Genomic DNA, 22,994 nt, shown 5'->3' on the forward strand with positions numbered 1-22,994 from the left:
GCGATGCCGCACACGCACCGACGTACCACCATCAAGAAGCGCCCCAAGAAGGCCGAAAAGCGTCTCAGGTCGCACAAGGTGTGTCCGCACTGCGGGCAGATTCGTCCTGAGGCCACGCAGAAACGCCCGAAACCCACCGCAACGGCGATACGCAGGGCGAAGAAGGCCGAACAGTCGCCGCGGACGGCATGGTCGTCCTCCGAACCACTCGACGCCACTCAGGTGATCAAGGGCATCGTGGCTGCCATACCGGCGGCTCTGGCAGAACTCGGCGAGGAGAACCTCGCAGGGGGAACGAGCAGTGGGCTGCTCCAGGCCGTCCGTGCCGCAGTCATCGCAGAGTTCCGCACCCGCGCCCAGTTCGTCGGCAGGCTGTGCGAGATCGACGCGCTGCTCCACGCGCAGGGCGCTTCCCGAGCTGTGGCGGATGCCATGACCGAGCACCTCGGCCAGCTTCAGCTGCGTCGGGTCACTGACCCCGACTCACCGGAGCTGTTCGTGGTGACCGAGGGACAGGGCGAGAACTTCGAGGTCCTGCGACCCGCCTACGTGGACGAGGCCACCGGCAAACTCGCCCTCGCCGGCCAGTTGCGGCGCGTGGACGTCACCGGCAACGGAACGAACGGCACGGAGGGGGGCCGGTGACCGCGACGGGCATCGACTTCGGAACGACTAACTCGGTGGCCGCTCAGTGGAACGGCGCGTACGTGGAGGTCCTGGAACTCGGCGGCTACGGACTCGACGCCGACTGGCGACGGCCCGGCTTCGAGTGTCTCTTCCCTTCCGTGGTAGGCACCAGCTCGCTGCGTCCCGGAACGCTCTTCGGCTGGGAGGCCAAGCTCCGTTCGGAGAGCGCCGTGGAAGCGTGTAAGCGCATGCTCCGTGACGAACAGCTGGTCACGATCGGCAACAGGCGCTTCGCGGCGACCACGGCTGCCGCAGGAGTGTTCCGCACCATGGCCAGAGTGGCGGAGGAGGAGGCGGCGACCGACATCGCACCGGCCGTGGTCACCGTCCCGGCCAATGCGACGGGCGCAGCGCGCTATCGGACACGCGAGGCGGCCAAGGTCGCGGGCGTCGCCGTACAGGCCCTGCTCAACGAGCCGACGGCGGCGGCCATCGCGTACGCCCATGCCCTGGAGGAAACCGGGGAGTTCCTGGTCTTCGACTGGGGTGGCGGCACCATGGACTCCACCATCCTGCTCCACGAGGACGGGTTCTTCGACGAGAAGGCGTCCCGCGGAGTGAACCGCCTCGGTGGGCTCGAAATCGACGAACGTCTCAAACGCCTGGTTCTCGAACGGGCACCGGCATGCCGTCAGTGGACCCCGTCCGAACAACGCCAGTTCGGGCTCGACATCGAGCGATCGAAGATCCTCCTGTCGCAGCAGAGCAGCGTCCACGTCATCACGCCCGACGGCAGCGGAGTGGAGATCACCCAGGAGGAGTTCTCCGAGGAGATCCAGGACCTCATCTCCCGAGCCCTGGACCCCGTCGAGGCCTGCTTGGAAGACCTCCGCATGGACCCGGGTGAGCTCACCGCCGTCCTGATGATCGGGGGGAGCAGCCAGATCCCGGCCGTACGAGCCGCGGTCGCCGAGGCCCTCGGATGCGTGCCGGTCGGCGCGGACCTGTGCAACCCGATGACTGCCGTGGCGGAGGGTGCCGCGATCGCGGCCGCTTCCCTGAACGGCGAACTCGACAGCATCGTCCAGGTGGTCAACTCCCATGCGCTGGGCACGGTGACGACCGAGCGTGGTGGTCGGCGCAGCTTCAGCACCATCATCCCGCGGAACCAGCCGCTTCCACAGATCCGCAAGAAGTCGTACACGCCGACGAAGGACAACCTGGCGTCTCTCCAGGTCGAGGTGTGGGAGGGCGACCCGGACAAGCCGGTCGACCACCCGGACAATGTCCGGCTCACCGTACTCACCCTTGAATACAAGAGACGGTGCTCAGCGCAGGACGGAACGTTCGAACTCGACTACACCTACACCAAGGAAGGGCTGCTCGAAGTCAAGGCGACGCTCGTCAAAACAGGCGAGGTCGTTCTCAACGAACCGGTGTCGAGCTTCGGCACGACCGGGGCATCACCCGAGGTCGAGAAAGAGCTGGCTCACCTGATGTCCCTGCGCGGGGCACCCCATCGCAGCGCCCCGCTGCCCACGCATCCTCACCGGACCAAGCCCGACGTCCCCCTGGCGCAGGCAGGCTCGAAGCGCGGCAAGGCCTCCCCGGAGGTCCTGGCGCGCCTCGCCGCCACGGCGGACAACCGTCCGCTGGTGGTCGACGGCTCGAACCTCGCCTGGATCTCCAGCGCCAGCCGGGCCGCCGGCGGCCGACCGCGTTTCGCCATCCTGGAACAGGGCGTCGCCGCCCTGCAGCGTCGCTATCCCAACCGGGACATTCACGTCGTCGTCGACGCGACGCTCCGCCACGACGTGGCCGAGGAGGAGCGAGCGGCCGTGCAGGCAGCGATCGACGCACGCCAGGTGGTGCAGCCGCCGGCGGGCACCGAGGGGCGTGGAGACGCACTCGTCGTCGACATCGCCAATGCCGTGGACGGGGTGATCGTCTCGAACGACAACTTCGCGCCGCTCCAAGCCTCCAACCCCTGGCTGCGAACCTCCAGGCGCATGCTCGGCGCGACGCTCTCCCAAGGGGTCTGGGTGTTCAGCTCACGGATCCCGCCGCTCAACAACGGTGCGCGTTACAAGAGATGATCGCCTCGGCTGCCGCAGTCCCGGCTGATCGGCAGGGAAGAGGCCCGCTTCACATCAGGGGCCGGTTCTCTGGTACCACGGCTGCATGGGAATCGATCGGTTCATAGGCATCGACCTCGCCTGGGCACAGAGCGGAGCCCGCACCAAGCCCAATGAAACAGGGGTGGCCGCCATCGACACGCACGGCGTCGTGATCGAATGCGGCTGGACCCGTGGCCTCGAGGAGACGATGTCATGGCTGGCCAGGACAGCCGTCGACGGATCGACCCTGGCATTCGTCGATGCACCGCTGGTCGTCGACAACCCGGCCGGCCAGCGGCCCTGTGAGCGGGAGGTCGGCCGGCGGTACGGCCGTTGGAAGGTGAGCGCGAACAGCACCAACCAGAGCTCTCCCCGACGGGCCGGAGTGCTGCTGCGGGAACGGCTGGAGGAGTCGGGCTGGTCCTACGACGACGGCAGGGGCGGGCCGCCGACCGGCGGTCTGGTCTTCTCCGAGTGCTATCCGTACACGACCCTGGTCGGAGCCGCCGAACTGGGCTACGACCAGGAACGCCCCACGTACAAGCGCCGACCGGCACGGGTTCAGACGGCGCAGTGGCGAGCGGTACGGGCGGCGGAGTGCGACAGGCTGATCGGGCACATGACGGGCCTGGCCACCGCCGATCCGCCCTTCCTGCTCTCCTCCCACCCGGTCTCCCGTCAACTGCTCTCCGAGCCCTCACCTCAGAAAGCGGCTGACTACAAGCATCGGGAGGACCTCATCGACGCGCTGCTCTGTGCGTGGACGGCCGCACTGTGGTACCGGCACGGACTGGCGCGCTGCCAAGTGCTCGGAGCGGACAGCTCCCTGCCCCCGGGACAGGCTCCCACCATCATCGCGCCTGCCCGCCTTGAGCAGCGGCGTGACGGTGAGACGAGGCCAATCGAGGGAAATCAGCCGCTCGACGGTCCGTCGCCGGTGGCGTCACGGCACTGATCGCCTTCTTTCCCCGTCACGTGTCGGGTGTGAACAGGCGACTGACCAACTCCGGGTAGCTGACGCCTGCTTCGGCGAGAATCTTCCTGAGAGCTTCCGGCGGGCTCTTCTGCAGCGGGGCCGAACCGACGCGGCCGGGTACCGCGGAAAGGTCGCCGCCGCTGAACCGTGATTCCGGTGTGGCGGGGAGTCGTACCTGGTAGGTGCGCCAGACGCGTGCCGGGGGATTCAGCAGGACCAGGTAGGGGTCCGCCCACGCCATGAAGGCCCAGCGGTTCTTGCTGCGGGCTCGCACGAGCACGCCGTCGGCGTGGTGCCGCCCGAGTCGTTCGGCGGCCTTGGCCACGACCGGAAGCGGATTGCCGAAGGAGCCCGTGATCTCCCAGAGCCCGTCCTCGCACACGACCGACCAGCCGGCCGCCGTGAGCCCCTCGATCGCCTCCGCGTAGGGGTCGTCCGCCTGCGCCAGAGCGATGAGTCTGTCCACCTCGCTCCAGGGCGCGACGCGGGCGAGCGCCCGCTCCGGCGGGATCATCAGGTCCTCCGCCTCGGTGGGCTCGGCACGCGCGATCATCGACTTGCCGCCGTGCCAGGCACGGGCCGCGAGTACGTCGCGCTCGCCGCCGCCGGTGAAGGTGGCGTCCTGGACGAGCAGTGTCATCACCACGGCCGCCACCGCGTCCGGCCGTCGCCGGGTCTCCCGCGGAGCATCGTGGTCCGTCTCGCCCGCCAGGTCTTCGGAACGGAGTGCTTCGAGGAGGCGGCTGAGTCCGTCGCGCCAGCTCTGGTCCTGCTCGTCCCAGACTCCGGCGGCCAGGAGCTGGACGTACAGGTTGGCCACGAGCAGCCGGACCGGAACCGGTGCTGCGGCCGAACCGTCAGGGCCCGTGAGCGCCGCGACCCAACGCTGGGCCCAGGCGCGACAACGGGCACGCTGCTCTGGCGCGACGTAAGGGACGGGCGGCTCGCTCGTGGTGGGGAGGTCCACCTCCTCCGTCTCGTCCTCGTGCTCTTCGTCCTTCTCCCGCACGCCAAGGGTGACCGCCGACACGATCCACCGCGACGATGGTGCCTGCGGCAGGTCCAGCGGCGAGGTGCCGAACGCCAGATCTGTCAACGGCGCCCCGATCATCCGGCGGCAGTCGGCGAGGTAGGCGTCCCAGCGGTCGATGCCGCTCGATGTCACCGAGCCCGTTGTCTTGTCTCCCGCCGGGCTCACCCGGGGAGCGGACGTTCCGGCGGTCAGCTCGCGCAGGCGCAGCAGATCGGTTTCGAAACGGCGTGCGGCACGCTCGTCGGCGAACAGGGTCTGCGCCGTGTAGTCGTATCTCAGCCGGGGACCGCTGTCGGTGCTGTGGCGCCGTGCGCAGTGCATGGGGCTGTACACGAAGACGACGGCGGATTCGGCGGTGGTGCCGCCAGGACGGGCGCACGTGGCGCGAACCGCCGCACCAGGAACCTCGGGCAGCGGGAAGGAACAGGCCGACGCCCCCGCCGGAATGGTTCCGGTCTGCGTCCAGGAACCCGGTGAACCGTCCGGAGACGTGCTGATCACCACGGGCAGGGGCTGGGGGTGCGCCAGAGAGACGTGCAGGCCTTCGCTGTCCGTCTTCGCGCCCAGCAGGACGAGCGTGTGACCGGTGGACTCGAAGGGCCGGATGGTGCGGCCCGTCAGGCTCGCGAGTGAGGTGATGCGCCCCTGTTCGGGAAGTAGCGGCTCGGTGTCGGCGGCGAGTACGGCGAGCTCGCAGTTGCCGCCGTCCCGGGTGCTGGTGCACAGCGCGACGCGGGTCAGATTCGGGCTCCCGGTGAGAGCGTATCGGCGGCCGCCGGCCTGCCACTCGACGAATTTGCCGTGCCGCATCCGAGTCTCCTCGAGAAAACGGATCTGCGTGTCGAAGCCGCCGAGTGCCTTCTTGATCGCTCCGGCGTCGTAGCTGGACCAGCGAGGCTGGAGCCCGAGGATGGTGCGGCGGGGTGTCAGACGGCCGACCAGCCCGCTGAGGGCATGACCGGCCTCGTCGACGAACGGGGCGTACGCGTGCAGTTCGTCGACAGGACCGAGCGGCAGTTGGTCCAGCAGACTCTCCTGGAGGTTGTGCAGAAGCCGGGCACCTGATTCCGGTCCGGCCGGGGCGTTGACATGCCGTTCGGTCAGAAGGGCAGCCAGTTCCGTCAGATGACTCGCCGACCAGGGGGCCAGTTCCACGGCGGAGGGCAGTGCGTCCAACCAGTCGGCGAGGTCGGCCAGGAGGGCGTGGGAGTCGTCATCCTCGGTTTCCACCAACGTCCACAGTTCGTCGTTGGCGCCCCAGCCGGACAGCGTCGGGTTCCCCGACCCCACTGCGAGCCGGCAGGCGTGTTCTCCGACCAGAAGGACGACCTTGGGATGGAACGCACGACGGCAGGAGGCCAGGCCGTGCAGGTAACTGCGGCCGGCCATGCGCACATCGACCGGGTCGTACAGCCCTTGGGCCGCATCACCGATCACCGCGGTGCGGGCACCCAGGCCACGGGCGACGGGTATGGCGACCTTCTCCAGGAAGGGAAGATCGACTGTGAAACCGAGGAAGAGTGCTTCGTGCAGCGCCTGCTGATCGCTGCGTTCGCTCCAATCTCTCAGCAGCGTGACGGGGGATGCGAACCGGGTGTGCTGTGCCGCGCTCATGGGTTTGTCTCCAGGATTCGCCGTCCCTCCGCAGTGACGGTGTGGCAGTTGTCGCGGACGGCGAAAAGCCCCAGCTGCGCCGCCAAGGAGCCCAGTTGGGGGATGCGGGTGCCGATGTCGGAGTCTCCTTCGTCACCGGTCTTGAAATAACGCTCGTTGCGAAGGTGTAGACGGGAGAAGATCTTCAGTCCGCCGGTCGCGGGGTCGGTGCGCAGCTTCGCGAGGGCGACTCTGCGGGACTGGGCGAGCATGTCGTCCACCAGCCGGGCGGCCAGGTCGCGGACCGGCCGGTCGGCATAGTCGTCGATGAGGCCGTCGACCCACGTCGGGTCGAGGAACTCGGCCCAGCGCCGCTGACGGCCCAGGAAGACGGCCCCTACGTCGTCCGGCAGATGACCCTCTCGGGAGCGCAGGGCACCCACCACCAGGAGCAGCACATTGGTCATCGGGGCATCGGCGCCCTGCGTCAGGAGTTGCCGTTCGACAGGCAACAACTGACCTGCCGCGTTCTTGAGCGGAGGCAGGTCGTCCAGGACGCGCCGTACATTCGCATCCGGGGCCTGTTGCGCCAGCCAGTCGCGTAGTTCCTCGGCCGACCGGTCGGCCTCGCCGTCCTTGGAGCCGACACCGGCCACCAGCGCCGCCCACAGTCGACGCCAGGCGCCGACGGAGTAATGGCGCAGCAGCACTCCCCGCCAACCGGCCGTCTCGGGAATCGCCGCCAGAACGGGATCCGTTGTCGCCTCGCCACCGAAGGCCACCGCGGAGCGCAGCGTCTCCTGATACCCGTCGCCCCCATGACCGTGGAGATCGATCGCCCGGCCGAGGATACGGAGGGTCGCACGCCGAGTGCGGTCGGACGCCTCCCAGTCCCCCTGCGCGTGGGTTCCTCCACCGCGAGTTGCGGTCAGCACGTCCGTCAGCCATTCCCGCTCGGCCGGACAAGGGACACCAAGAGCCGCCTGCCCCGCTGTCTCCAGGTCGGCGAAGGACACGACGTCCCGCGCCGCGAGAGACAGCAGAGGGGCGAAGAGCTCCTTGACCGCGGGAGGGCACGGGTGCCGGCCGGGTCTGAGCACTCCGTCCCGGACGTCCACGGTACCGAGTACCGTGGCGGGTCCGCCGTACTGGTCCCAAAAGCCCCAGCGGCGGGGTGAGTACGACTGGCTCGGCTGCTCCTCGTCGGCGGCTCGCGCGAGTTCCAGTACCTCTGTGCAGAAACGCCGCACCCGATCGACCCCGTGGGCAAGCCAAGCCGGATCTGTCTCCGTGTGGTGCTGGAGCGCCGCCAGCAGGACCTCGCTGCGGCGGACCGCCCGGCGGCACGCGGTGATGTCCCATGCGTTCCGTTCCGCGTGCGCCGCGATCGCCGCGTACAGCGAGTGGTAACGGATGTAGCGGGTCACGGTGGACACTCCGGGAACCAACCGGTCCACGGCCCGCATCACCGGGCCCTCCACCGCCAGGGGATAGCGCCCGGACCGCACGCCCAACCCCTCGAGTGCCCATGCCGGCCCACGGACATCCGCTGTCACTTGCCACCCCTTGTCGGTTGCCGGAGCGTTGCATCGGCAGGAGCTACCTGACTCTGCCTCAGGGTAGATGCTGACTTCGGACGAGTGGCCAGTACCGTCGACTGGATGCGGGAAGTTGCCGGGACGCGCCCGATCTCGCCTCAAGGCCGTCCGCGACTTGGCTTTCGGCAACGCCCGAGTTGAGTTCGGTGCTGACGCAGGCGATCGATTCACGAATCCCATGGGGCAGCGACGACAGACAGCGCATTAACCGGCTTCTCCATGCCGTCTACATCCAGGACGGTTGCAAGTTCCCGGATCTCAGATACCTTGCGGGAGCGCTGTGGTCAGGGCGACTCTGAGGCTGCTGCGCGGCCGCCGGCGGTCCGCGATCTTTAGCAGCGTGGGATTCCCGCGTGCCCAATGGGTCTCGTCGGCCCGCACCACGAGCCGCCGGTCCCGACCAGATCATTGCAGGTGGGGGCGCCGTCCCTCCGTTGTGAGATCGTCAGTTCACCGGGAGACAGAGCCCGCAGCTGCATACACGAGGTTCATGCCGTTCTTGTCGGACGTCAGCCGTAGGCTGTTGTTGGGAAACAAGGGGGAGACGATGACTGACCATCGCAAGGCAGTCGTTCCGGTGTGGACGCTGGCGACCGGTGACGTCCGGGTGCCGGCATTGGCCGGAGACGAGCCGATGACGGCTGAGCGCCTGGCTGAACTGCGTGGTGTGCTGGCCGCCCTAGCCGACGCGCCGATCGCCACACTTGAGGTGCATCCGCTGCCCGACAACCTCGACCGCAGCCGAGGTATCCCGCTCGATGCCGCGAGTCCCCTGGCGCAGCACCTGTCACAGTTCATCACGCAATCGACGCGAAGTTCCATTACGGCGGCCAGGGCGACCGCTGCCTGCGAAAACCTGTATCGCATGGTGGTTCCGGCGAAGGTTGCCGCCCAACTCGGCCAGGGCATCGTTCGCCCGATGGCGTCGAAGGCGGCGACCGGTGGCATCCACAGTGCACTCATGAACTCGACGGGCATCGCCGCCAATGCGACGTTCGTGCCAGTCGGTAAAGCGGCGGCAGCAGGCGCGGTCGGCGGCGCCGGTGCGACAGCTGGCGTCGCGGCCGCCGGCAGCGCGGCGCTCACCGTGGCCGCGCCGCTCGTGTTCATGGCCGTAGCGGTGGGCGTGAGCGCGCATGCCGACTACAAGCGCCAGCAGGCTATCGAACACATCACAGAACTGCTGGAGCAGCTGCACGAACAGAAGCTCGAAGAGGAGCACAGCGAACTCGACGGCTGCCGCGATGCCATCGACAAAGCCACCGCCATTCTGCTCGACCAGGGCAAGCTCGGAGTCTCCCTGGGACTGGACTCGGCAGTGCACGCCATCAACACGGCGCTGGGCGCCGCTGACCGCCGCCTTGCCCGGTGGCAGAGCGCACTCGACAAGCTGCCCGAGGGCAAGTCCGTCGAGATCAGCACGCTGGCCAAGTCATTCCCCGGCGTCGACGAGCATGGCGGCATGTTCCGCGCCCACCTCGAACTCGCTGCCCTGGCCATTGCGCTGAAGCGGCGGGTCATCGTCCTGCAGGCTGTCGAGCATGCCCAGGACCACCCTGACAACTTGTTCGAGAACTTCACCCGCGAGCTCAAGCGCGACCAGCAGCGCCTCGACGAACTGGAGTCGAGCATTGCCGGTGTCCTGGAACGCTTGTCGGCGCTGGAACTGGCAGGTCCGCAAGGTCTGCGGCCCGTCTTCACGACCGGTGAAGTCGATCGCCTGATGCGCGCGGCAAACCGGATTCGCAAGCTGGGCGACGGCGTCATGGTCGACAGCCGCACGACAGACGTGGCGATCGAGATTGCCCGCAACAAGGACGGCTCGGTGGTCGTGCTCCCTGCGCTGTCCGCGTAGGCGTAGGCTCGCTCGCACTCACGTGGCGCGGGGTTGCCCGAAACCGCGAACGAGATGGTGGCCCTACGGCCACGCGGTCGACGTAACTGAGGGTGATGCTGGCCTTTTGTGACCGGCCTAGCTTGATCCAAGGCGCAATCGGGCATGGGACGCTCCAGCTCATGCTGCCTGTGCGAGCTGTGAGACGCAGAGAGTGCCTGCATGGAAGCTGCGCGGACGAGCCACCTCAGGGACACAGCGCATCCCATCAAAACAATTGCGTGTGCATATTCTCGGGGGATGATCTTGCGACTCGCGGGAACCTCAACATCTATTAGCCCTGTTGCGGCTGGTCAAAGGATCTCGTGAACGTCCCAACTTACGACTTACGGGTAGCCCCCGGGCTTTGCGAGAGTGCTGGTCGAGTCTCATCTCGGCCAGCACTTTGTGTTTCCCGGAATCGTAGGTGAGCCCCCGAGCTGCCGCTAGATCTCGGCCGGTGCTGCGCGTACTCCCACCCGTGCGTCATGCGGTGGGCCCCGGGGCGGAGGCTCGGTGTGCGGTGTCCCGCAAGGTGATGGCCTCGGCAACCTGTGCGATGGCGGTACGAATCGTGTCGCCGTAAGAGCCCCGGGGGAGGTTGGGGATGTGCTCTTCGGCCGCGTCGATGTGCTCAGTGGCGGCTTCGAAGGTTCCGAGTCGGCGGTAGTTGTCCGCAAGGTTGAGGTGCAGGGACGGGTAGAAGCCCGCGATATGAAGGCTGGCGTGATGCTCCTGGACGCGTTGCTCGGTCACGGCGGCGGCAGCGTCCAGGGCTCGAATGTCCCACGCCAGGGCCTGGGCGGGGTCTTCGTAGAGGTCTGCCAGGTAGTGCGCGAGGGTGCAGCGGTGGAGTGGGTCGCCATCGACCCCGATCGCGGACCACAGGCTCAGGAGTTTGTGACGGGCGGAGGCGACGTTGCCGACGCGACCTTCGGTGACGGCTTGGCTGATGGCTTCCATGGTCGGGTCGGGGCTGGCGGGAGTGGCGGTCATAGGAGTGGTCCTCGTCGTCTTGCTCAGGCGGAGTGGTGGGACTTGATGGGCATGGCCAGGGTGGTGAGATCGCCGCGATCGGCCGAGCGGATCGTGACGGGTTGGTCGGCTCCCCGTAGGTCGAGCATCACCTCGGGGCCGATGGCGGTGCTGACGGCCGGATAGAGGGTGGTCAGCTGGAAGGAGATCCGCAGGTCCTGCCCCGTGACGGTGGCCGGGATCGGGACGTCGGGGTGTGCGTCACCGGCCGGCAGGATGTTCATGCCGTGGGGGGCCAGGCGCAGCGCGACCCGCTCGCCGGGATGTTCTTCCAGAGCTCTCAGGAGTAGATCCTTCGAGACCGTTACCCGGGTGTTGACCTCGGGCAGTGACGCGAGCATCAGCCGGTAGTCGGGGAACTCCTCGGTCAGCAACCGGCAGTGCTGGTCCTCTCTGTCTGCCAGGCGTAGCCAGATCCCATGCCGCGTCGCCTCGACACGCACCAGCGTGCTGCGGCGGATCTCGGTGAGCGCGGCCCGCAACTCATCGCCGTGGACCGTGGCAGCCCATGCCGAGGTAGCTGGTTCGCCAGGCACCAGGGTTCGTGTGGAGAGCCGGTATCGGTCGGTGGCGGTCAGCGTGACCGCTTCTGGCGTCGCCTCAAGTCGCAGGCCGACGAGTACCGGCATCTCCGGTTCGTGGGCGGTCGCGGTCAGGACCTGCTCGACCGCGTCAGCGAAGACCGGGCCCTTCAGCGCGGTGATCGGCAGACTCGGCGTATCGACGAGCGAGGACTTGAGAACCACGGCGGTACGCAGCGCGGCTGCCGCGTCCTCAAGCACTGTGGCGACGTGCTCGTCAATCAGCCGGACCGCCTCGTCAGACCCGGCGTTGAGGACGGCCGCGACAGAAGTGAGGGGCATGGCGATCTCACGGAGGCTGCGCAGCGCGGTGGCCCATGCCACCTGGTCGGCGCTGTAGTAGCGGTAGCCCGAGACCGGGTCGACCTCGGCAGGCTGCAGCAGTTCGGAGTCGGCGTAGAACCGCAAGGCGCTTGAGGTCAGACCAGTGCGCCGGGCGAAGATCCCGATCGGCATCAGTTCAGAATTCGGCACCCCGCCATCATTGAGCTTCAACCAACTCGAAGGTCAACGCCGACCGGCAGCGCCGACGACCTCGCGACCTGCGCTCCCGGCTCACCTCGCTCATGGACCCGGCAGTGCTCGGCCGTATCGACATCAAGCACATCGACCAGCTCGCCCAGAGCGTCCTCAACGAGAACACCGCGCCCGGCTCGCAGCGCAGCCTGATCACCGACGACCGGGCCCTGGACGTACTGCGCGAAGTCCTCTTCGAACACGACGAGCAGCGCTGGGACGCCGAGTTCCTCTTCGACGAATGGGAACAAATCGTCCTCGGCCAGTCCCTCGCCACCGTCAGGACTACTTCAAGGCCCGCCGCGCCGGAATGGGCCGCGCCCTCAACCGTCCCGAGCGCGCCGTCATTTGGAAGATGCTCGACCAGTTCACCCTGCGCCTCAACGGCCTGGGTCGGGAGACCTGGGGCCAGGCCGCCGAACGCGCGACCTCGCACCGACAGACGTGGAGTTCGAGGCAGCCGGGCGAGTGTGCGGCCAGCGGACCCGCGGGCCCGCCGTCGGGTCAGCCCTCGTCCAACACGCGTACACAGAGCTGGAATAGGGTGCGGTTTGACGTGGAGGGTGACGTGTTCGGCCTGCTGGGGCGCAGCACGTGGTCGGTAGGTCGGGGACGAGTCAGTGTCACGACGACGACCACGCTGCCGGCCGGGACCCGGCCCGCAGCGGAGTCAAAGGCCGTGCAGTGCGGTGTCGCATCCACCTCGGTCCTCGGCGAGATACCAGTCTGGCCCTGGCGGCGAAGCCGGGCATGAGGATGTGCTCGATGTGCCCGGCCCGGGTGCGCGGCGCCCCCTCAGCCGGCCCACGTCTTTGGAAGACATGGCGACATCGTCGCCACCAGGGGGATTCTCCGCAGTTACAGGGGGTGTGGCACGACCAGCACCCGATTACGGTTCCCGCCGAGGAATCAAACTTGTGGCTTCAGCCGCAGGCCGTAGCGGGTCACCCCCAGGGGGACGGTCGGGGGTGTCAGGCCCAGCGCCAAGGCACTGCATCAGCATGTGTGTAATTTGTGACGGAAGCCACACCATAACTATCGGTAATCCCTGTCGTGTAGTTCTCTGAGGTGGTGTTACGTGACAGTGGCCCAGCTGGGCGAGTGCCATAACTCTAAGTAACAGAGTGGTGGGTTGCTGGGATAGTCGCACGTCGGCTCTCTTTTCGGAATCACAATCGGATACGTATGCTCAGGCCCGTCTGCAGGGTGCTGCGGCTCGCATGAACCGGGGGGTTGGGCGGGCTTCTTTTTTCGCGGCCCCCGGATTCCGTATTGCTTCATGGGAGGGGATGCGTATGACCAGCGGCCGGAGACCTGCTTTACGCGCCCATCCCCGCAGCATCCGACGTTCCTCGTCGGCCAAGTTCCTCGGGGCGCAAGTCTCGGACTCGGCATGCGTTCGCCCTCAGAGCTGACGACGAGTTAACGACTCAGAAAGCTAGCCTCGGCTTTGCAATATGAGGCATGGACATGCGCGGCGGTCGGCGTATCGCGACGTCAAACTCACCACAAGTTCAGGTCTCCGTATAAGTCACCGGCGTCGAAGCTAGCGAACAGTTCCACAGTGCGTTCTCTCGATTCCGCGCCGTGTCCGCGGCGTGAACTTCCTCCCGAAATTCTTTGATTTGAGGAGACACGGAGTTGGACGACAAGGTTCTCGCAGCTCAGAAGTGGGTCAACAAGACGTACGCGGGCGTCAGCGGATATACCCGATGTCCGGAGGACGGGCGCACCGGCTGGGCGACGATGTACTCCCTCACCATGGGTTTGCAAAAGCAGCTCGGCATCAGCCCAGTGGTGGCAAACTTCGGCGCCGGCACTCTCGCGAAGCTCACCGCCCACGGCAGCATCGGCCCGGACGAGCCGAACGTCAACATCAGGAAGATCGTCCAGCACGCCCTGTTCTGTAAGGGGTACTGGGGCGGCGACGGCGAAGGGAACTTCGACCTCCTTATGGCCGAGTCCGTCGCCGCCTTCAAGACCGACGCCGGTCTCGGCGAAACCAGCGGCATGGTGCAGCCGAAGATCTTCAAGGCGCTGCTGACCATGGACGCGTACGTCCTGCTGGCCGGTGGCTCCGAGAAAGTGCAGAGCATCCAGCGTTGGCTCAACGGCCGGTACGTCAATAAGTCGACCTTCTTCATAGGCCCGTGCGACGGACACTTCTCGCGCGATGTGCAGCAGGCGCTGATGAAGGCGATCCAGTACGAGGTCGGCATCCCCGAGGACCAGGCCACGGGCGTGTTCGGACCCGGAACGCAGGCCGGTCTCAAGAGCCACCCGGTGGCGCAGGGGGACTCGGGCATCTTCGTGCAGCTGTTCTCTGCAGCCTGTGTGTTCAACGAGCCGGTCAACGACGGCGTAAGCACGTACGTCACCTCATTCAAGAGCACCTTCGACTCCTCACTCAAGGAATTCGTCGAACAGTTCCAGCGGTTCTCCGTGCTGGATGTGACCGGTCGTGGCGACTACCAGACATGGGCGCAATTACTGATCTCGACCGGCGACCCCGAGAGACCCGTCGACGCCTCCGACACCCGTTACACCATCACCGCCTCCCGAGCGAAGGCGCTCTACGACGCGGGATACCGGGCCGTCGGCCGCTACCTCTACCAGCCGCCGGACAGCATCGACAAATACATCAAGCCCGGGGAACTACAGGACATGTTCTCCGCCGGGCTTCGAGTGGTCCCGATCTTCCAGGACAACGGCAGACTCCTCTCGGACTTCACCTACACCAAGGGCTTCCAGCACGGCCTGCTCGCCCATGAGCGGGCCACGTTCTATGGCTTCAACCGCAGCACCGTGATCTATTTCGCGGTCGACTACGACGCGACCAACGACCAGATCGCGTCCAACATCATCCCCTACTTCAACGGGGTGTCCGCCGGGCTCGCCAACAAGGGGAAGCGGTTCGTCCACGGCGTCTACGGATCGCGGAATGTCTGCGCGCAGGTCACCAAGGAGACCTACGCCCGCTGGTCGTACGTCTCCGGCATGTCGACCGGATTCTCGGGCAATCTCGGTTTCCCACTGCCCGCGAACTGGGCCTTCAACCAGATCAAGGAGTTCAAGTTCGCCCCCGACTTCGACCTCGACAAGGTCGCCCACCGGGCGGGAACCGACTTCGGGCAGGGCTCGGTCAACAAGCAGACATCTCCCGCCGATGATTTCATCGCCTACATCGAGAGGCTCTATGGCCTGGCTCTCGACTACGGAAAGGGCGACCCGAGCCGCCTCGTCATGGAGTACGTCCGCCACGTGACGTACGCGAACTTCGCCTGGTGGGCACTCATCGGAGACCCGGACAAGGACTTCATCAAATACGCCAATGGCCGCGACGCCTTCGTCTGGGACGAGTTCAAGGACCCCTTCACCGGCTATCACATCGGCGCCGAGCACATGCTCGCGACCTGCAACGCGCACTATGTGAAGCCACAGCCCTCGAACCCCCTCCGAGTGAACGCGGGAGACGTGGGCGGCTGGGGCGGCGACATCATCACCCTTTACGGGGAGTGGCGGCGGGACAGCGACAGCTACTCTTCCGGCTACACCTACTGCGAGGACAAGTTCGCCAAGATCGGGGTGGACTCAACCTTCGGCTTCAACGACCTTCTCGAAGACGCGGACGGCTATCTGATCTCAGAACGGGTGCGCGGCGGCCAGGACATCGTCACGGCGGTCCGGAACCACTACCGCGGCAGCGGCGGCCTCACCCGGATCGGCGACTTCCTCACCAAACGGTTCAGCGGGCTTGCCGGCACCGCCACCGACATGGCCCGGAACATGCTGACGATGAGCGACGACCCCACCATCGCGCTGGGGCGGGCGAAGCTGATCTACGGCATCGCGGGGTACGACACGCTGCTGCCCGAGATGCTCCCCGCCGACAAGCTCACTGAATTTTGCCGGGGATTCGCCGACTCGCTGCTGGCCAGGGCCGGACAAGAGGGCCTGAAGAAGGCCACCTACCTCGCCAACCAGAAGAAGAACCTGAGAGATTCGCAATGATTTTCGCCGGGGCTGCCCTGCTGCTGCTCGTCTTCGTCCTCGTGAAGTCCGTGCGCCTGCTGAGGGCACGGGCCTTCTCCTGGCGTGATCCACGGGCGTGGTCGGCGGCCGCCGCGGTATGCCTCGGCATCACGTTTTTCGTGTACATGTTCGGAGCGCTGTCCGGTTTCACACAGACGAGCGAGATCTGCGCCGTGAAGTCCGGGCACGGGTCCGGAAATCGGCCCGACTCGGTCACGGAGACCGCGTTCCCCCTGAGTTATGAGTGCCGGTGGAACGACGGCATCAAGATCGATCTCGTTCCGGCCTGGGTGAACCCGGTGGTCTTCGTCTTCGCCGCAGGTTTCGTTCTGTGTTCCGCCAAGGCCGTGCATGCGGCTATCACGTCGAGAACCGTCACGTCGAGAACAGGAGCCAGTTCATGAGCGATGTCCTACCCACCGCTTCGCGGTTCGGCCGCCGCGATTTCCTGACCGCCGGGCTCGGCGTAGCGGGCGGCGTCGCCCTGTGGGCCGGCGGGTTGACCGGCCCGGCCACAGCGGCCGGAGCCGAGAGAGCGTTATGGCGCGAATGGAGATCGGCGAACGGCTGGCCGGTGACCAGCGAGGTCCACGAGCACCGGGTGGAAGGCGCCGAGCAGGTGACCGTCCCCCTCCTGGCGGGTGATGTGGCCACGGTGCTGCTGTTCGTGGCCCGTCGCTTCAACTACGAGATCGCCACCCTGGACGCGGGCGAGGTCACAGGCCACACCATGGACCGCGCCGTTTCGGCGCGGTACGAGAGCAACTACCTCTCGGGGACGGCGATCGCGATCCGCCCCGTGCTGTACCCCGCCGGCTACAAGGACGGGCTCTTCCCACACGAGACGGTCGTCGTCCGGGACATCCTCGCCGACTGCGAGGGAGTGGTGCGGTGGGGCGGGGACGAGAAGGTCCCGAAGGAGAGCCACTTCCAGATCGATGTGCGCCCCGGCGACGAGCGGCTCGCCACCATAGCCCGGAAGTTTGAACAGTGGGACCGCACTCCGGGAGCCGGCCCCGGAACGATCAACCCGTTTGCCCCTGAGCGGCGGCGCGCCGCGAAAACCCTGGAACGCCGCCAGCGCGCGGCCTGAACCCCGCCCCGGGGCCGGGCCACCGGCCGGGCCCCGGGCGCCGCGGGAAGAACGTGTGGCCCCGAAAGATGAAGCTTCCCGGGCAATCCACTTCGGCTGGCGAACTCTCCGACGCCTGGTCCACGGACAGCGAACTAGGGTTCGTCGCCTGCTCTGGGGCGTTCACCACGGATGTCGCCCAGCAAACGAGCGGCTACCTGGGCAGCAACTGGAAGGTGGTGAACCTGGATGGACAGTTCAGGGAAGCACCGCAAATCGACTCCGGCGTCCTCGACGAGAACACTACGATGGTCACCTTGTCCATCGGAGGAAATGATGCCGGCTTCCCGCAGGTGCTCAAGGAATGCGCGCTGACCGGCTGTCCTCCCGAAGAGGAAATCAAGAAGAAGATCGATGCCGCTCAGTCCGGCGACCCGAACCGTAATATCGTCGGCGTCGGCCCCTTGCTCCAGCTGATCCGCGCCGAGGCGCCGAATGCCAAGATCATGGTCATGGGGTATCCGCAGCTCTTCGGCAGCATCGGCCTCATCTGTGTGACCGGCGTGGGTACCACAGGGGCGCAGGTCCTCCACCGCATGGCCGTCTACATGCAGCAGGCCGAAATGAAGACCGTGGAAAGCCTCGGCGACAAGAACATCGTCTATGCCAATCCCGACCGCAGCTTCGACGGAAAACGGGCCTGTGACGACCCCGAGGGAATCAACAAGCTCGTCAAGGCGCAGAGCGGCGATGGGGATTTCAAGTGCCTCTCGACAGACAGTGGGTGCATCAGCAGGGAGAGCTATCACCCCAACAAGACTGGAACTTCCGCGTACGCTGATGCTATGCAGCAGGCGATCGGAAGTCTGCGCGAGGCGAATGACGTCCCGGACAGCAGGAGGCAACGCCGTTGAGGCGTGATCCCAGAATGGGACGCACCGCACCGTGGGCCAAGGCCCTCGGTGCGGTGTGCGCCCTCGCATTCGTCGGCATCGTCAGCGTGTACATCGGGCAGGAAAGGACGGCGCACCACAACAAGCAGACGGCCATAAAGGCGTCCACCGACCTGGCTCATGCGTTCGGCCGTGCCCTCCGACAGAGCGGAAGCACACCGTTCCCCTCGTCCGCCCAAGTTCACTTCACACTGTGGCAGGTCTCGCGGACCGCGAACCTGGATTCCTACGCGGTCCACGACGCCGTAGCCGAGGTGGTGGCCGCCTTTACCTCTCCCTACGACGACGGCAACCCGATCGCGGGAGGACGTGGGCAGGTCACACGCTGCTACTCCTACACCGTCACCCGCATGCGCGCCCTGGGAGTGTCGGTAACGACGCGCTCGCTGAAGGCTTGTCCTCGCCAGAGGCCAGACCTCAGAGAGCGGGAACTGGACACCCTCTACCGGAAGGCTTTCAAGGCCCGGGAACAGTTGGTGAGCGATGCTGGTGGAGGAGAGCTGACGTCTGGCGAGATAGCACACGCCGTTGGCCCTCACGCCCTGGTTGAACGGCATCGGCGGAGTGTCGGTATCACGCAAAGGTTCACCAACGCCCCGCTGGGCGACACCCGCCACCTCGCGGCATGCCTGCGATTCGACGTGACCCTGACCCCCGGCCGACCGGGAGCGGTGTCGTCCCAAGACGTGTCGGAGGCAGCTTGCCCTCCTCTGCGCAGCCGCCAAGGCGATGGCCTCGTTCCCGATCGTGACCGCGGCCGTTGACCCGTACGGCGACTCGCGCCAGCCTTGGAGAATCCATGAAGCCCCAGGTCACAACCACGGTCTGAGATCTCTGACGAACCCGGGGCGGTTCAGCCTGCGGCTATGCCAGCGCCAGCACCGTCGTGAGGGGTGTGAGCCGTGGGGTATTGGTCCACATCCTCGGACACATACTGACAGCCCACAGGCTTCATGAGAGTGCTGGTCGAGTCTCATCTCGGCCAGCACTTTGTGTTTGCCGGAATCGTAGGTGTGACGCACCCCGCGCTGCCGCGGGAGCGATGATGGGGCATGGCGTTGTCGACGGAGTTGACGGAGTTCTTGGGCCTGCGGCACCCGATCGTGCTGGCACCGATGGGCGGTGCGGCCGGGGGCGCACTGGCCGCGGCCGTCTCGCGGGCGGGCGGGCTCGGGCTGCTGGGCGGTGCGTACGGGGGCCGGGCTTGGCTGTAGCGGGAGTTGCCGGTCGTCGCGGAGGGTACCGACCAGCCGTGGGGTGTCGGGTTTCTGAGCTGGGCGATCGATGTCGGCGCGGTGGAGCGGGCGCTGGAGTTCCATCCCGCGGCGGTGATGCTGTCCTTCGGCGACCCGGCCCCGTTCGTCGACCGGATCCGCCGGTCGGGCGCGGTTCTGATCGTTCAGGTCACCGATCTGGACGAGGCCGAGCGGGCCCTGGACGTGGGCGCCGACGTCATCGTGGCGCAGGGAACCGAGAGCGGTGGCCACGGTGCCCGTCGCGGGCGGTCCACGCTGCCGTTCGTGCCGCTCGTGGTGGACCTCGCGGCGCGGGTGCCGGTCCTGGCGGCCGGCGGTATCGCCGACGGCCGCGGCGTCGCCGCGGCTCTGGCCCTGGGCGCCGCCGGCGCTCTCATCGGCACCCGCTTCCAGGCCACGGCCGAAGCCCTGGTCGACAGCTCCATCAGCACGGCCCTGGTCGAAGGACGCGGACAGGACACTGAACGCAACAGCGTGCTGGACATCGTTCGCGGCGCGAGTTGGCCTCTCGAGAAGTACAGCGCCCGTACGCTCGGCCACCCCTACCGACCGCTGGCGCGACCGGGAGGCCGAGCTGGCCGGCGACTCCCGGGCGCGCCAGGACTATCAGGACGACGTGGCACGAGGGGTGATTCCGCCCCTGCCGGTCTGGGCGGGCGAGGGCGTCGACCTCATTACCGATGTGCCTTCCGCCGCCGACCTCGTCACCGAGCTGGCGGCCCAGGCCGAAGAGGCACTGCTCCGGGCCGGAAGGCTTCCGAACGACCGCTCTCGAACTGACGGCTAATGCTGCGCGGGGCGCAATCGGATCGCGGTGCCGCCGCCGGCGACGAGTGGCAGTGTGAGCACCGTGGACGATCGCACCGTTGTGGTCTGGACATCGATCGGGAGCGGGTTGTCGTGCCAACTGGTGTCGGCGGCATCGCGGTAGATCTCGGCTCTGTACCGGCCCGGTCCCAGGAACCGCAGCGGCACCCGCAGCGTCCGGTCCTGCTCGTCGGTGATCGCGCCGAGATACCAGGTGTGGCCCTTGCGGCGGGCGGCGACCGTGTAGTCGCCGATCACGCAGTCCAGGAACCGGGTCTCGTCCCAGGTGGCCGGGAGGTCCTTCAGATAGGCGAAACCCGGGTGGGAGCGGTAGTTCTCCGGGGTGTCGGCCAGCATCTGCAGCGGGCTGAAGAACAGTGAGTACAGGGCGAGTTGCGTGGCCGATGTCGTCTGCACGCGGGTGCCGAGCCCAGCCGGGTCCCAGGTCACGTTGAGCACACCCGGGGTGTAGTCGGCCGGCCCGCCCATGAACCGGGTGAACGGCAGGATGGTGGCCTGCTCCGGCGGATTCCCGAGCTTCCCCATGTAGTTCTGCTGCTCCATCCCGGCCACCCCCTCACCGGTCATCATGTTCGGGTACGTGCGTGCCAGTCCGGTCGGCTTGATGGCCTCGTGCGCGATGACCATGATCTTGTAGCGGGCCGCGGTGTCGACGACCCGCTGATAGTGGCGCACGGCTTCCTGGTCGAAGTGGCTGCGGTTCACCCCGCCCAGCTCGAACCTGGTGGCATAGCCGGTCTTGACCGAGTGGATGCCGAGCTCGGCGTACCGCGCGAAGATCGTGTCCAGGTGCTGCTCGTAGTAGTCGACGAAGCCGCGGGTCTCGTTATGAGCGGTGAACCCGATGCCGTTGGCCCGTGCGTAGCGCAGCACCTCGGGCAGATCGAAGTCCGGCTGCGGCGTCAGGAAGTCCTGGCCGGTCCACTGGCCGCCGGCGTTGGTGTTCCAGCCCTCCGCGAGAACGCTGCTCGCGCCCGCCTCCCTGGCGAAGTCGATGTACTGCTTGACACGCTCGGTCGTCGCCCCGTGGTGCGGCCCCGCGGTCCAGGTCGTGTGGCGCCGCTGCAGTTCCCACCACACGCCGACGTAGGTGCCGGGCGAGATCCATGACGTATCGGCGAGCGCACACGGCTCGTTCAGGTTCTCGATCAGGTGCGATTCGGCGAGATCACCGGGACGGTCGCCGATGGTCAGCGTGCGCCACGGGGTGGAGAACTCGCCCGACAGCCGGGCCTTCGTGCCGTCGGGAAGGCTGATCAGTTCACTGGTCAACGTACCCGGCCGGGTGGGGTCGGCGGCGAGGGTCATGCTCGGATAGTCGATCAGCGCCGCCTCGTGCACGACGACGTACTGACCGTCCGTCGTGGCCAGCGTCAGCGGGGTCTGCGCGGTATCCACGTCGGACAATGGGGCCCGCCGGTAATGCTGTTCGTCGGCCCTCCAGTCGGTACCCGCCTTCAGCGACCAGCTCGTGGCCGTCGGCGGCAGCGCGAACTCGGTGCGCTCGGCGGTGACCGTGTAGGTGTCGAGCCCGGTCTGCGCGGGCAGGTGGTAGCGGAATCCGACGCCGTCGTCGAAGACCCGGAGGACCAGGTCCAGCCGTATCCCACTCGAGGACTGCACGGTCCGCACCACGCACTCCCTGGCATGGTTGCGGACGATCGCGTCGGGGCCCCACACCGGACGCCACGATTCCTTGATGGTCCTGCGCCTGACGGATTCCACCACCAGGCCGCCGATGAGCGATGGCCGGCCGGCCAGGTCGAGCCCGAGCCCGGAGGACGCGACCAGGACCCGGCCATCACGCACGACCTGATACCGGAGACCCCCGTTCGCCGTGAGAACGGTTACCCGCAACCGGCCATTCGGCGAGTGGACCGTGACGTGGCCGGACGTCTCGGCCAACGAGGCGGCGGTGGCGGGGGCGCTGAACGCCCCGGTGAGTGCGGCGCCGGCGGTGGCGCCAAGAACCGTACGACGGTCTGGCTTGCTGACCACTTCACCCTCCATCAAGGCTGGCCGGGTCGTGCCCAACAGACGGGATACGTCCTGTCGGATGCGGGGGCTTGTTCCATGGCGCAAGGTGCGACGACGACAGTGCCGTCGTCACCCTTCCCCGAGCCACCGCCGCGAACCGGATGTGCGTGCCTCAGGTATCCGGCTCTGATCCCCGCCAGCGCCAGCGCCGGCACGGGCTCGGGTCCCCGGCGTACTCGGCGAGCGTCCAGCAGTTCTTGCGCGGCAAGTCCGACAAGAGCCCGAGCACGAACTCCCGCGCTCGGCGCCGCGGCTCCACCCGGGCAAATCGCCCCGCGATACGGCCCATCAAGACCTCGAACCTGTCCTGCCAACGGGCAGGATCTATGCTGTGACCTGCGGCCGCCGCCTGATCTTCTGTTTCACATACCGATGATCACCGGTGGCCATATCCGTTCCCGGACCAGCCCGACCAGCAAGATCACGATCTACATCTGGAGTACTGAGCATCGTCATCCATCAGGATCCGACGGGTTGGCTCGCCAACGCCCCTATCCGATCCATGTGGGCGTATCCCCATTCACACAGCGGGCGCAGCGCTTCAGCCAGACTCGAGCCGAACGGTGTCAGGGAGTATTCGACGTGAGGGGGAAGCTCCTGGAAGTCCTTGCGGACGACAATGCAGTCTGCCTCAAGGTCTTTGAGCGCACCGATCAGCACTTTCTCGGTAACGCCGTCGACAAGGCGGCGAAGCTGGCCGAACCGTTGGGGACCGTGCACGGCGAGCTGCCACAGCACCAGGAACTTCCACCTGCCCCCGACGACGGACAGTGCGGCGTCCAATCCGCAGTAGAACCCACGCTCAGTCATCTGGACATATCCTTCCGTCCGCCACCACCTGGAGGCACTTACCCCAAAGTAGGTACT

18 protein-coding genes and 1 pseudogene are annotated in these 22,994 nt (G+C 66.9%); 11 read left to right on the top strand and 8 right to left on the bottom strand.

Features of this window, described 5'->3' with window-relative positions; all coding sequences use genetic code 11:
* The first annotated feature begins 237 nt into the window (after window positions 1-237).
* The 3 genes from STRVI_RS12110 (at window position 238) to STRVI_RS12120 (ending at window position 3,699) form a co-directional block, all read left to right on the top strand.
* Window positions 238-645 (top strand): hypothetical protein, encoded by a 408-nt coding sequence (locus tag STRVI_RS12110; RefSeq protein WP_251982598.1) that lies wholly within the window; start codon window positions 238-240, stop codon window positions 643-645.
* Window positions 642-2,723, top strand: a complete 2,082-nt coding sequence (locus tag STRVI_RS12115) for an Hsp70 family protein (RefSeq protein ID WP_014055937.1) — start codon at window positions 642-644, stop codon at window positions 2,721-2,723. The genes STRVI_RS12110 and STRVI_RS12115 overlap by 4 nt, the downstream gene beginning before the upstream one ends.
* 85 nt (window positions 2,724-2,808) lie before the next feature.
* Window positions 2,809-3,699 (top strand): DUF429 domain-containing protein, encoded by an 891-nt coding sequence (locus tag STRVI_RS12120; protein WP_014055938.1) that lies wholly within the window; start codon window positions 2,809-2,811, stop codon window positions 3,697-3,699.
* A gap of 16 nt (window positions 3,700-3,715) precedes the next feature.
* Here STRVI_RS12120 and STRVI_RS12125 read toward each other — a convergent pair whose 3' ends face one another.
* Both STRVI_RS12125 and STRVI_RS12130 read right to left on the bottom strand, forming a co-directional pair.
* Window positions 3,716-6,367: a hypothetical protein gene (locus STRVI_RS12125; RefSeq protein ID WP_014055939.1), complete on the bottom strand. Its 2,652-nt coding sequence runs from the start codon at window positions 6,365-6,367 to the stop codon at window positions 3,716-3,718.
* A complete protein-coding gene (locus tag STRVI_RS12130) occupies window positions 6,364-7,854 on the bottom strand; it encodes a hypothetical protein (RefSeq protein ID WP_014055940.1) in 1,491 nt (496 codons plus the stop codon). Before STRVI_RS12130 ends, STRVI_RS12125 begins: the two co-directional genes overlap by 4 nt.
* Window positions 7,855-8,491: 637 nt before the next feature.
* Between STRVI_RS12130 and STRVI_RS12135 the strand changes: the two genes are divergently transcribed.
* On the top strand, window positions 8,492-9,799 hold the full coding sequence (locus STRVI_RS12135) for a hypothetical protein (RefSeq protein WP_014055941.1): 1,308 nt from the start codon (window positions 8,492-8,494) through the stop codon (window positions 9,797-9,799).
* Window positions 9,800-10,303: 504 nt separating this feature from the next.
* Here STRVI_RS12135 and STRVI_RS12140 read toward each other — a convergent pair.
* Genes STRVI_RS12140 through STRVI_RS52590 form a run of 3 tightly spaced genes read right to left on the bottom strand, consistent with a single transcriptional unit; the run spans window position 10,304 to window position 12,200 of the window.
* Window positions 10,304-10,813 (bottom strand): hypothetical protein, encoded by a 510-nt coding sequence (locus STRVI_RS12140; protein WP_014055942.1) that lies wholly within the window; start codon window positions 10,811-10,813, stop codon window positions 10,304-10,306.
* A gap of 23 nt (window positions 10,814-10,836) precedes the next feature.
* A complete protein-coding gene (locus STRVI_RS12145; protein WP_043235796.1) occupies window positions 10,837-11,907 on the bottom strand; it encodes a MerR family transcriptional regulator in 1,071 nt (356 codons plus the stop codon).
* 17 nt (window positions 11,908-11,924) lie between these two features.
* On the bottom strand, window positions 11,925-12,200 hold the full coding sequence (locus STRVI_RS52590; protein ID WP_043235798.1) for a hypothetical protein: 276 nt from the start codon (window positions 12,198-12,200) through the stop codon (window positions 11,925-11,927).
* 1,390 nt (window positions 12,201-13,590) lie between these two features.
* Here STRVI_RS52590 and STRVI_RS12155 point away from each other — a divergent pair.
* From STRVI_RS12155 to STRVI_RS12180, 7 genes are all read left to right on the top strand, one after another.
* Entirely contained in the window at window positions 13,591-15,960 is a 2,370-nt protein-coding gene (locus tag STRVI_RS12155) for a glycoside hydrolase domain-containing protein (RefSeq protein ID WP_014055944.1), read from the top strand.
* Window positions 15,961-16,001: 41 nt separating this feature from the next.
* On the top strand, window positions 16,002-16,385 hold the full coding sequence (locus STRVI_RS46275) for a hypothetical protein (protein WP_150112891.1): 384 nt from the start codon (window positions 16,002-16,004) through the stop codon (window positions 16,383-16,385).
* Entirely contained in the window at window positions 16,382-17,074 is a 693-nt protein-coding gene (locus STRVI_RS12165; protein WP_014055946.1) for a hypothetical protein, read from the top strand. Before STRVI_RS46275 ends, STRVI_RS12165 begins: the two co-directional genes overlap by 4 nt.
* 68 nt (window positions 17,075-17,142) lie before the next feature.
* On the top strand, window positions 17,143-17,967 hold the full coding sequence (locus STRVI_RS12170) for an SGNH/GDSL hydrolase family protein (protein WP_014055947.1): 825 nt from the start codon (window positions 17,143-17,145) through the stop codon (window positions 17,965-17,967).
* A 14-nt stretch (window positions 17,968-17,981) separates the two neighbouring features.
* Complete coding sequence (locus tag STRVI_RS12175; RefSeq protein WP_014055948.1) at window positions 17,982-18,770, top strand: hypothetical protein; 789 nt, start codon at window positions 17,982-17,984, stop codon at window positions 18,768-18,770.
* 288 nt (window positions 18,771-19,058) lie between these two features.
* Window positions 19,059-19,220, top strand: a complete 162-nt coding sequence (locus STRVI_RS54170) for a nitronate monooxygenase (protein ID WP_251982599.1) — start codon at window positions 19,059-19,061, stop codon at window positions 19,218-19,220.
* 6 nt (window positions 19,221-19,226) lie between these two features.
* On the top strand, window positions 19,227-20,042 hold the full coding sequence (locus STRVI_RS12180) for a nitronate monooxygenase (RefSeq protein WP_251982600.1): 816 nt from the start codon (window positions 19,227-19,229) through the stop codon (window positions 20,040-20,042).
* A gap of 3 nt (window positions 20,043-20,045) precedes the next feature.
* Here the strand turns inward: STRVI_RS12180 and STRVI_RS12185 are convergent, their stop codons facing one another.
* The 3 genes and pseudogenes from STRVI_RS12185 to STRVI_RS12190 form a co-directional block, all read right to left on the bottom strand.
* Window positions 20,046-22,088 carry a glycoside hydrolase family 97 protein gene (locus tag STRVI_RS12185; protein ID WP_014055949.1) on the bottom strand — a complete coding sequence of 681 codons (2,043 nt, stop codon included), beginning with the start codon at window positions 22,086-22,088 and terminating at the stop codon, window positions 20,046-20,048.
* 193 nt (window positions 22,089-22,281) lie between these two features.
* Window positions 22,282-22,416 (bottom strand): annotated as a pseudogene (locus tag STRVI_RS50560) (IS701 family transposase); the annotation flags it as partial.
* Window positions 22,417-22,586: 170 nt separating this feature from the next.
* Window positions 22,587-22,937: a winged helix-turn-helix transcriptional regulator gene (locus tag STRVI_RS12190; RefSeq protein WP_014055951.1), complete on the bottom strand. Its 351-nt coding sequence runs from the start codon at window positions 22,935-22,937 to the stop codon at window positions 22,587-22,589.
* Window positions 22,938-22,994: the final 57 nt, after the last annotated feature.

It is taken from the genome of Streptomyces violaceusniger Tu 4113 (assembly GCF_000147815.2).
GTDB classification, from domain to species: Bacteria; Actinomycetota; Actinomycetes; order Streptomycetales; family Streptomycetaceae; genus Streptomyces; species Streptomyces violaceusniger_A.